The 10,552-nt window shown below is 59.0% G+C and carries 8 protein-coding genes; 4 read left to right on the top strand and 4 right to left on the bottom strand.

The window, feature by feature from the left end; all coding sequences use genetic code 11:
• Positions 1-245 precede the first annotated feature (245 nt).
• Positions 246-1,595 (bottom strand): GH1 family beta-glucosidase, encoded by a 1,350-nt coding sequence (locus ABAC460_RS32625; protein ID WP_023452856.1) that lies wholly within the window; start codon positions 1,593-1,595, stop codon positions 246-248.
• Between the two features lie 285 nt (positions 1,596-1,880).
• Here ABAC460_RS32625 and ABAC460_RS32620 point away from each other — a divergent pair, with 285 nt between their 5' ends.
• From ABAC460_RS32620 to ABAC460_RS32605, 4 genes are all read left to right on the top strand, one after another.
• A complete protein-coding gene (locus ABAC460_RS32620; RefSeq protein ID WP_023452855.1) occupies positions 1,881-2,924 on the top strand; it encodes a LacI family DNA-binding transcriptional regulator in 1,044 nt (347 codons plus the stop codon).
• A gap of 75 nt (positions 2,925-2,999) precedes the next feature.
• Complete coding sequence (locus ABAC460_RS32615) at positions 3,000-5,876, top strand: TonB-dependent receptor (RefSeq protein ID WP_023452854.1); 2,877 nt, start codon at positions 3,000-3,002, stop codon at positions 5,874-5,876.
• A 193-nt stretch (positions 5,877-6,069) separates the two neighbouring features.
• Positions 6,070-6,387, top strand: coding sequence for a hypothetical protein (locus tag ABAC460_RS32610; RefSeq protein WP_023452853.1), 318 nt, complete (start codon positions 6,070-6,072; stop codon positions 6,385-6,387).
• 19 nt (positions 6,388-6,406) lie between these two features.
• Entirely contained in the window at positions 6,407-7,516 is a 1,110-nt protein-coding gene (locus tag ABAC460_RS32605; protein WP_023452852.1) for an alpha/beta hydrolase, read from the top strand.
• Positions 7,517-7,611: 95 nt separating this feature from the next.
• Here ABAC460_RS32605 and ABAC460_RS49590 read toward each other — a convergent pair whose 3' ends face one another.
• From ABAC460_RS49590 to ABAC460_RS51180, 3 genes are all read right to left on the bottom strand, one after another.
• Positions 7,612-8,826, bottom strand: a complete 1,215-nt coding sequence (locus ABAC460_RS49590; RefSeq protein WP_155914609.1) for an HNH endonuclease — start codon at positions 8,824-8,826, stop codon at positions 7,612-7,614.
• Between the two features lie 470 nt (positions 8,827-9,296).
• A complete protein-coding gene (locus ABAC460_RS32600) occupies positions 9,297-9,587 on the bottom strand; it encodes a helix-turn-helix domain-containing protein (RefSeq protein ID WP_023452850.1) in 291 nt (96 codons plus the stop codon).
• Positions 9,588-10,134: 547 nt separating this feature from the next.
• On the bottom strand, positions 10,135-10,290 hold the full coding sequence (locus ABAC460_RS51180) for an antitoxin PaaA2 family protein (protein WP_369794086.1): 156 nt from the start codon (positions 10,288-10,290) through the stop codon (positions 10,135-10,137).
• Positions 10,291-10,552 lie beyond the last annotated feature (262 nt).

Here is a 10,552-nt window from a genome sequence, read left to right as displayed (position 1 = left end):
AAGCGCCGCCTTTGGCGGCGGCACGGAATTCCGGGTGAAGATACGCTCGTGCGTCACTCGAACCATCAACAGATTGAGGCGCTTCGCGCGGGAGATCGGCCATCCCGAATTCCGTTTCTTTCTGGCGTTTGATTCTACTGGCTTTTCCGGACAAGCATCCAAAAAAAGGCCCCGCCAGGTCCGGGGAAACCTGGCGGGGCTCCGGGCAGAACAGGCCGTTAGGGAGAAACCGGCCGTCCTGAAGCTCATAAGCGCTCGCTCAGACTCTCCCCGTGGCTGGCGATCACGCGCGAATACCAATGGGCGCTGTCCTTGGGTGTGCGTTCCAAAGAGTCGAAATTGACGTGGACGATGCCGAAGCGCTTGGCGTAGCCCAGGGTCCATTCCAGATTGTCCATGAACGACCACACCAGGTAGCCGCGGATATCGACGCCGGCCGCAATGGCCTCACGCACCGCCAACAAATGCTTCTTCAGATAATCCGTCCGCAGCGGATCGCGCACCCGGCCGTCCTCCGCCACCGGAGGATCGAAAAACGCCGCCCCATTCTCTGTGATGTACAATGGCACATCGCCGTAACGCTCACGCACCCACAACAGCGTGTCGGTCAAACCCTGCGGATAGACCTCCCACTTCGTCTCGGTATAGGTGGCCAGCGGTTGCCGCACGGCGGCGGCCTTCAGAAACCAGGCATCGTCGTCATGCCGTGTGACCGACCGCGTATAGTAGTTGACCCCGATGAAATCGACCGGCTGGCGGATCAGCTCGAAATCGCCGCGATCCCACTCCGGCCAGGCGCCGTTGAACACTTCGCGCAGCTCCGGCGGATAGGACCCTAACAACGCTGGGTCGAGATACTGCTCGTTCATATAGGCCGCCGCCCGTCGGGTCGCCGCCACATCGGCATTGGCGTTCGACGCGGCATATTTCGGCTCGATATTGACCACCAGCCCGATCTCGTGCTGGCCGACCTCGCGATAAGCCTTCACCGCCGCGCCGTGCGCCCGCATCAGGTTGTGCGAAGCGATCGGCGCCTCGAACCGGTTCTTATGCCCCGGCGCGATCGTCCCATGCAGATAGCCGCCGTCGCTGACCACCCAGGGTTCGTTGATCGTGACCCACTTCTTCACCCGGCCGTCGAAGGCTTCGAACGCCACCCGGGCATACTCGGCAAACCAGTCCGCCGACTCACGGTTCAGCCACCCCCCGCGATCGTCCAGCGCCGCCGGCAGGTCCCAGTGAAACAGCGTCACCATCGGTTCAATACCGTTGGCCAGAAGCGCGTCGATCAGGTTGGAGTAAAACGCCACCCCCGCCGCATTCACCGCACCTGTGCCCTGCGGCAAGATCCGCGCCCACGACAGGCTGAAACGATAGGCCTGCATGCCCAGCCGCTTCATCAGCGCGATATCCTCGCGGAAGCGGTGATAATGATCGCAGGCGACATCGCCGGTCTCGCCTTCGGGCAGATGGCCGGGGGTATGGACAAACCGATCCCAGATGCTGGGGCCCTTGCCGTCGGCCTTGGGTGCCCCTTCGATCTGGTAGGCCGCGGTGGCGCACCCCCATAAAAAATCTGCCGGAAAGCCTGACATCCGCCCCGCACTCAAACCCTGAATGACACCCTGATCCAGCGACCCGCCGGGAGTGATGCATTAAGGTTTCATCTGTTCCGCATTTTTGTGTAAACGCTTACAGTGTCGTTGACAAGCATTTTGTAAGCGTTTACAGCCGCTTTTGTAAGCGTTTGCAGATTAACCGTAACGCCGTCCTGTGCCACAAGTGAGTCGTTGAGCGAGTCTTTCAGATTCGGGCCACTTCAAGGGGACCACATGGGACGAGATAATAATGAACGACTTGGGGATCGGAAGAAGGCGGACATGAAGGGAGCTACCCTGAAGGACGTCGCCCGTGAGGCGGACGTGTCCATCGCTTCGGCGTCGCGGGCCATCAACGGCCTGGATAACGTCGCCGAAGAGGTGCGCCGCCGTGTCCTCGAGGCCGCCAGCAAGCTGCGTTACGTGCCCCATGGCGGCGCGCGTTCCCTGGTCATGGCGCGGACCAACACCATCGGCGTCCTGCTGCCCGATATCTACGGCGAGTTCTTTTCCGAAATCATCCGCGGCGTCGACGTCGCGGCCCGCGCCCGCGGGCTCCATCTTCTGGTTTCGGGCTCCCACGGCGATATCAACGAAGCCGTCACGGCGGTGCGCGCCATGGGCGGCCGGGTCGACGGCCTGCTGGTCATGTCGCCCTTCGTCGATTCCCAGGATCTGGCGGCCGTCCTGCCGCTCAACCTGCCCCTGGTCACCATCGCCTCGCGCATCGGCAAGGTCGAGCAGGGCTCGATCAGCATCGATAATTTCGGCGGCGGCGTGAAGGCGGTCGAACACCTGATCGATCAGGGCTGCAAGACCCTGGCCCACATTTCCGGCCCGCCTAGCAATTTCGAAGCCCAGGAACGCCGCCGCGGCTTCCTGGAGGCGGCCGAAAAAGCCCTGCCGGGCGTCGAGCACAGCGTCTTCGAAGGCGATTTCACCGAGGAATCCGGCTATCGCGGCGCCAAGGCGTTTCTTGCGGCCTGCGCCCAATCGGGCGAGCCCATGCCGGAAGGCATCTTCGTCGCCAACGACATGATGGCCGTCGGCTGCCTGCTGGCCCTGCGCGAAGCCGGTAAGGCCGTGCCGGACGAGGTCGCCCTGGTCGGGTTCGACGACATTCCCATTGCCCGTTTCGCCTCGCCCCCTCTGAGCACGCTGCGGGTCGGTGTCTTCGACCTGGGCCGCCGCGGCCTGGAGCTGCTGGTCGACGCCATGGAGCGCGACCACGCCGAAGGCGAGCTGCCCGAGTCGGGTGAGGGCGTCATTGTTTCACCGGAGCTGGTTTTCCGTGACAGCTCCCGGCGGCGGGCACCACCCGCCTGAGGCTACGGAAAAAACATAGCCAGAGTTACCAGATAAGTTCCGTCCATCAAGGGCAAGGAATTGGGAGGAGAGAAAATGAAGTTTCAACCTGCACGCCGAGGCCTGAGAACCGGCGTTTCGGCGGTCGCCGTCGCGGCCGTCCTGTCGCTCAGCATCATGGCCACCGGCGCCCTGGCGGCCGACACCTCGACCCTTCAGGGACGCGCCGCTCCGGGGGCGACTGTGACCGCCACCGACACGGTGACCGGCCAGAGCGTCACCACCACGGCCTCCGCCGACGGCAGCTACATCATCGTCGGCCTGCGCCCCAGCAACTATCACGTCGTCGCCGGCGCCAACCAGGACGACATCGCCCTGGCCGTCGGTGAAACCGGCACGCTGGACCTGGCCGAAGCCGCCCCGGCCGATGCCCAGGGCGCCGTCGTCGTCCGCGGCCGGCGCACCAAGGAAGTCCGGACCTCGGAAATCGCCACCTCGGTGTCCCAGCGCCAGATCGAAAACCTGCCGCAGAACGACCGCAACTTCATGAACTTCGCGGCCCTGGCGCCGGGCGTCAGCGTCTCGACCAGCACCACGCAGAAGCAGTTCCAGGGCGGCGGCGTCGGCCCCGACCAGGTCAACGTCTTCATCGACGGCCAGTCGTTTAAGAACTTCTCCGGCCACGGCGGCGTGTCGGGCCAGGCCTTCTCGCGCGGCAATCCCTTCCCGCAGCTGGCCGTCCAGGAGTTCAAGGTTTCGTCCCAGAACTTCAAGGCGGAGATCGAGCAGGCCGGTTCGTCGGTCATCTCGGCCGTCACCAAGTCGGGCGGTTCGGAATATCACGGCACCTTCTTCTATCAGGTCCAGTCCAAGGACATGATCGGCCAGCCCTTCTTCGAGCGCGCCAACCCCAAGCCCGACTACAACCGTGAACAGTACGGCTTCGATGTCGGCGGCCCGATCATCAAGGACACCCTGCACTTCTACCTGGCCTATGAAGGCACCAAGCAGCAGAACCCCAGCACCGCCGTCTCGGTGCCGTCCAATGCCGGACCGTTCACCGGTTCGTTCGCCGATCCGTTCAGCCAGGATCTCATCTTCGGCAAGCTGACCTGGTACCTGAGCGACGCCGATACCCTGGATTTCTCGGTCTTCAAGCGCGACGAAGAAGATATCCGCGACTATGGCGGCAACCGCGCCCGCGAAAGCGCGCGCAACATCCGCTCCAAGACGGACCAGTTCAGCGTCGAATGGACCCACCGTGGCGACGGCTGGCTCAACGAGATGAGCCTGTCTTATCGCGACGACGCCACCGGTACGCCGCAAATCACCGAATCCGGCCCCCAGATCACCCTGACCAACGGCGTCTTCGGTCCTGACGCCGCCATCCTCGGCCGCCACTTCTTCGCCCAGGATTCGACCCAGAAGCTGACCACCTTCAAGGACGACTTCACCTTCAGCGACATGGAGTGGCACGGCCGCCACACGGTGAAGATGGGCGTCAAGGTTGCCCAGACCACCCTGACCCGCGACGAAGACGTCCACACCCAGGGCAGCTACTGGGTCGATATCTCGGGCAACTATGCCTACACCAACCTGTCCGCCGCCGCGACGGCAGGCAAGGTATGGAAGGGCCAGGTTGCCCTGGCGCCGACCGGTCTGGTATCGGCCGACAACACCATGTACGGCCTCTACATCCAGGACGACTGGGAAGTGAACGACCACCTGACTCTGAACCTCGGCCTGCGCTGGGACTACGAGTCGAACATGATGAACAACGAGTACGTCACGCCGACCAAGATCGTCGACGCGCTGAAGGCCTACACCAACTGGACGGCCGCCGGCATCGACTACCGCGACTACGTCTCGACCGGCAGCAACCGTGAATCCTTCACCGGCGCCTTCCAGCCGCGGGTCGGCTTCTCCTACGACGTCATGGGTGACCGCAACCTGGTCCTGTTCGGCGGCTGGGGCCGTTACTACGACCGTAACGCCTTCATCGCGGCGTCGCTGGAAACCATCGTCAACACCCGCCAGACGCCGGAACTGGTCGCCACCCTGACCCCCGCCCAGACCGACGCCAATACCCTGCGTACGCAACTGGCGGCGGCCGGTACCGGCGGTTCGGTCTGGTTGCTCAACAACGAAACCAAGGTGCCCTATACCGACCAGGCGAACCTCGGCTTCCGCGCCCGCTTCGGCGACATCCAGACGACCTTCGGCGTGGCGCATAACCGCTCGCACGACGCCTTCCAGTATGTCCGCGGCAACCGCATGCTCAACGGCACCTTCTCGCCGATGGGTGACGGCTACGTCATCGACAACTTCCCGGCGGAAGGCCAGCTGGCCGGCTTCAACGGCAAGCTGAACATCGGCGCCAATGGCGGCGAAGCCAAGTACGACTCGGTCTACATGACGGTGGACAAGCCGTTCAGCGTCCAGGACGGCTACGGCTTCTCGGCCACCCTGACCCTGGCCAACGCCAAGAATACGGGTTCCGAGCACGGTTCCGATGAATTCTTCGCCGGCGCCCGTCAGGACGTCTTCGGCTACAGCTACACCCTGGGCGTCGACAAGCTTCGCTTCGTCGGCACCGGTATCGTCGCCGGTCCGTGGGACACCACCATGTCGGCGACCCTGACCCTGGCTTCGGGCACGCCGTTCGGCATGATCGACGGCACGGGCCCGAACCCGCCCAATGCCTGCTGTATCGCCAACCTGTCGGGGGTCTATTTCCCCGAGGACGACCTGGCCTATCAGAACCTGGACCTGCGTATCGCCAAGGACTTCGAGCTGCCCAACGGTCATGTCGTGACGGTGGACGGTCAGGTGTATAACGTGTTCGACCACGTCAACCGTGCCTACTCGGCATGGGGCGCCGGCTCCAACTGGGGCGGCGGTCCGGCCATGAAGGAAAACGCGACCGTCGGTCAGGCACGCAGCTTCCAGGTGGGCCTGAAGTACAAGTGGTAAGCGTGAGCGCAATCTGATTGCGCGACCACAAAAACAGGAGTTGATCCTGGTAAAGGGGGAGGTCCCGTACCTCCCCCTTTTTTTGCGATCGCCGCGCTCACTGGCCAAATCGCCAACTCGGCGCTACTCTCCGGATGGAGCCGCCAAAACCTGCCAAATTAGAGGGGTATCGTGCACGTCTGCGAGGCTGGAGATGGATAAGGTCGCTCTCATACGCCGACTTATGGAAGCGCGAAGGTTCGTGGACATGCGGGACATAATGGAGGGGGAATCTCCGTACATCTCGGATCTGTCGACCGGCGCTCCGGACGGTGTGGCGGAACGCAGGGCCTGGGCGATGGCTCAGCATCATCTCCGATTTGTTGCCGAGTTTGGTGATCTGCCGACGGCGAGAAAAGACGGTCGGATTCTGAGTGCGTATCCCGAGGATTTTGAAACGTGGCTCCAGTTCGGAGCGCCTGGAATTGCGGTTGAGGACATCGAAAGATATCTTGCCGCCAATCCGCTGTAGCCCCGTGAGGAGCCGAACCATGAAACCTCAGCCCAGCCTCATTCTGCTCGTCTCGGCCATGTGCCTGTCTGCGGGATTGATCCACGCAGCCGAACCTGACAGGCCCATCCGCGATCCTCACACGCCAGGCTATGTCACGGCGACCGAACTGCCCGATGGCGCCGTCGCACCGATCGACAGGGACGGTAACTTCATCCTGGGCCCGACCCATGCCCCGGCGCCGGAATCAACGGTCCAGCCCGGCGTGCCCCAGGGCAAAATCTACACCTTCGTCATGAGATCGCAGGACAGCCGGATCTATCCCGGCATAGCGCGTGAGCCGGGCACGTTCGGCACGCCCGACCCGGACAACCCAGCCAGCCTGATCGTCACGACCAGCCATCCGGCGCCCTACGAACGCAAAGTCACCGTCTACGTGCCGCAGCAATATGTCCCGGGAACGCCGGCGCCGTTTATTATCGGGACCGACGGTCCGGATGAGCTGATGTTTACGGTGGTAAACAACCTGATTGCGCAAAAGCGCATCCCGGTGATGATCGCCATTTCGGTCGCCAATGGCTCAGGTGATGCCCAGGGCTCGCAGCGCGGGCTGGAATACGACACCATGTCGGGGCTTTATGCCCAGTTCATTGAAACCGAGGTCCTGCCGCTGGTCGAGCAAACCGCGCACGTCACCCTGACGAAGGACCCGGACGGCCGCGCCACCATGGGAACCAGCTCCGGCGGTTCCTGCGCCCTGATCATGGCCTGGTATCGCCCCGACCTCTATCGCCGTGTCCTGACCTATTCGGGAACCTTCATAAACCAGCAGTGGCCGTACAATCCGGAAACGCCCTATGGCGCCTGGGGGTTCCATGAAACCCTGATTCCGGGTGAACCCGCCAAACCGATCCGTCTGTGGCTGGAGGTGGGGGATAACGACTTTTACAATCCGAACATCATGCGCGACGGCATGCACGACTGGGTTTTGGCCAACGAAAACATGGCGCGGGTGCTGGCGGACAAACAATATCATTATCAGTTCGTATTCGCGCGCAATGCCGGCCATGGCGACCACAAGGTCAGGCAACAAACCCTTCCTGCGGCTCTGGAATGGCTGTGGAAGGGATATAGGCCGCGGGGTGGGTAGGGAGCAGCAGTTTAATGACTTTGCCCCCGTTTCTTTGCTGTTTGCCTAGGCCAGCGACGGATCGTCGATTTTTCCCAGGCGCTCGATCAAAAATCCTAGCACATCTCAGGCGGCTCGCCAGACCAAAGCTCGAAGTTCAGGTCAAAACGCTTGTTAAGCAGTGCGCGGGTAGCGATTATGGCATGGCCTACGCTTCTGGAGCCTATATCAAAATTGACATACGGATCCCGAAGAGAGACTACTGCTCCAATACTTTCATTTGCATTGCAAAGCCTTTCGTTGCAAATGTCGAGGTATTGAAGTGTAACCTTGTGTAGACTCGCAACTAAAAGATTAATTCCCTCTTCGCTTTCGCTTTCAATTATATTTCTGGACAATTCCAAAATTTCGCAACCCAATTCTGCGCATCCATATTCAATTAAGGATGTGGATATGCCGTGTGTCAATGTGCCAAAAGCATATAAAACAGGGTCTAGGTCGTAGAGAAGGCTTATTTGCTCGACGCCATAATCTATAGAGTGCGGCACAAAACCTGGATTCTCTCTCCCACCTAAGCTGATTGACCCGGGGAGTAATGTTATTGCCGCATGCTGATCACGAGACATTCCTTCATTGAATGTCAGGTCAGCTCTACCCGCCCAGACCTTTTGTGGCCCCTCTTCTCTTAAGTCGGCACCGGCCGATCTGTAGCGCATTTTAAGCTTCTCGACGATAAGCCGACGGGGAGGCTCATTTCGAAGTTGCAAGCAGATGTTGCGGATATCCGATTTGATGGTTATTCGTTGCCCAATTACAGTCACATCCCAATTTTCTATGGGTGTTCGCCACTCATTATTGACGATTTTCAATATGGGCTGCCCTCTCTCATCCAAAAAATTTGCATTTATGCGAAAGGGGCCGCCAGGCGCTTCGGGAGGATGGATAGAAAGTGCATCGACGCCATAAATATATAGTATCGATTGTACATTTATGCACACGTAGTTTCCGATAATGATTTCGGGGTGTTCGTCACCGACATCGAAAGCCTCGAACGAGAAGCCAATCTGCTTTGCTTTTTGGTTATTTCTAAATTTTTCAATAGTTTCCCTTGATAACAGGCCTTTGGTCTTTTTTCCGTGACAAGCGATACACAGCAGAATTATTCCTTCTGCCGTATGTTCTGTTGCATCTACAAATTCCGGTTCAAAGTGGTCGTAAGTAATCAGAGCGCCACCGCAGACAATACATCCAAAACCGTCACGCTGACGCACTTTTCTTGCGATTGCTTCGGGGATATCGCGGCCAAGACCGTTTTTGTTGATTGCAGACATGGGGCACTCTATCGCCGCTACGCTCAACTATCAGGATATGTTGATTCCAGGTTGTATCGTAGTGAATTTTTCTTTTCTTGGAGCGAGTTCAAGTTTGAGGTCTTGTCGAGGCAACCATGGGCTCGCGGAAGATTTGTATGTTTGCTGCGGTACGGTTGAACTGCTCGCGGTCGACAGAAAAAGAGTCAGAACTCGTTTATCGACAATCTGAGTATAAAGTGGCTATTCCGTCTAGCCTGTGATTTTAGGTTCACCTAAGGCCGCCGCGTGGTGCACATCAAAATGGGCTTCGACCTCTTCATTCGAAAGGGCCGGCCGCAGATCGTTAAGGATTTCCAGGACCTTCGTGAAATCAGACATCATAGGGGTCGGAATTTCGGTGACAGGTTATCATTTGTACAATTACGCTCAGCGAGTTTGCCCCATTTCACGCCGGTCTTCTTCATTGCCATAGCCGCCAAGGTCGGCGGTCAGGCAACACGGAGCGCGTCGCGGGCCTGGGCGGGCAGGCGGGCGATAACCGCCAGGTAAGCGCTGGCCGTGGCGTCGGGTTGGCGGCGGCCTTGTTCCCAGCCTTTCAGGATGGCCAGGGGGATGCGGTAAGCGCTGGCGAAGGCCTGTTGTGAGAGGCCGAGTTGCTCGCGGATCGCCTTCACGTCGGGTACTTCAATGGTATGGGTGCGTGCCACGTCGCCCTTGCCTTGGGCATGGGCTGCGGCCTCTTGCATTGCCGCGATCAGGTCTTCGCCAAAGCTGCTCATCGCTTGTCTCCTTATATTCAATCTTCCTGCGCCGCGCCCTTGATGGTCGCCGCCAGAGACGCCTGCGGCGAGTCAAAGTCATTTCTAACAAAGGAAGCGTAACGCAACCATTCCACCTTACCTTCGGTCGTTAAATTTGTGCAGACCGGTCACTCGCCACGCAGCAAAATGGGCTTATATCAAGGGCGATTGGGCTTGCCCGGATGCAACGCTTACTGCAGAAGCGAGTGTTACAACCCAGGTTTGACGCAGTAAATCGAAGATAAAAAGCCTGCATTGGAAGCGTTAAGAAATATTGGAAGTTATCATATATGAATTTGTTTCCCAAAAATCGTTACCTAAAAACAGCTATATACATATTATTGTGGTGGCTATCTGGTATTGCGTCTTTTTTTATAATTCCTGCAACTGGAGTTGCTATTTATATGGTGGTCTCATGGGTGTGGGTGGTGATAAAAATATATTATATTTGGAAAAAAAGTGAGTAGAGAGAAAAGGGAGTCAGAGTCCTTTATCGGCGATCTGAACGTAATGCTGCCACTTCGCCTCATCCCTGCCCCTTTGCCTTCCGCAACGTGGCCACTCGGCGCACAGCAAAATGGGCTTCGACCTCCTCATTCGAAAGGGCCGGCCGCACATCGTCAAGGGCTTCCTGAACCTTTGCGCGAAACCAGACATCATAGCCTTGCCGCTCGACGGCCACCTTTTTGTAGGGCAACGTAGCAATCTCCTTTTGAGCCGATTGTACCTCAATCGAAGTGTCGGTGTCAGGGCATGGATAGACCTTGCGTGCCGCTGAACACGTAAGAATTTTTCACCACGGACCACACGGACTTTCGGGCCATCCTGACGCCGCAAAGCGGCCTTCCTGTCATAAATCTAGAGCGCATCCCAAAAAGTGTGGCGCACTTTTTGGGTTAAGATGCGCGTAAAAACAAAAACTTAGAGCGCCGATCCGATTCTGC

The sequence above is a fragment of the Asticcacaulis sp. AC460 genome (genome assembly GCF_000495795.1).
Taxonomy (GTDB): domain Bacteria; phylum Pseudomonadota; class Alphaproteobacteria; order Caulobacterales; family Caulobacteraceae; genus Asticcacaulis.
This window is presented reverse-complemented; position numbering and strand designations above follow the sequence as displayed.

What these genes read in the sequence shown, in the direction of transcription:
- ABAC460_RS49590 (WP_155914609.1), bottom strand. Translation starts at nt 8,826, where the DNA reads ATGTCTGCAATCAACAAAAACGGTCTTGGCCGCGATATCCCCGAAGCA.
- ABAC460_RS32600 (WP_023452850.1), bottom strand. Translation starts at nt 9,587, where the DNA reads ATGAGCAGCTTTGGCGAAGACCTGATCGCGGCAATGCAAGAGGCCGCA.
- ABAC460_RS32615 (WP_023452854.1), top strand. Translation starts at nt 3,000, where the DNA reads ATGAAGTTTCAACCTGCACGCCGAGGCCTGAGAACCGGCGTTTCGGCG.
- ABAC460_RS32625 (WP_023452856.1), bottom strand. Translation starts at nt 1,595, where the DNA reads ATGTCAGGCTTTCCGGCAGATTTTTTATGGGGGTGCGCCACCGCGGCC.
- ABAC460_RS32610 (WP_023452853.1), top strand. Translation starts at nt 6,070, where the DNA reads ATGGATAAGGTCGCTCTCATACGCCGACTTATGGAAGCGCGAAGGTTC.
- ABAC460_RS32605 (WP_023452852.1), top strand. Translation starts at nt 6,407, where the DNA reads ATGAAACCTCAGCCCAGCCTCATTCTGCTCGTCTCGGCCATGTGCCTG.
- ABAC460_RS32620 (WP_023452855.1), top strand. Translation starts at nt 1,881, where the DNA reads ATGAAGGGAGCTACCCTGAAGGACGTCGCCCGTGAGGCGGACGTGTCC.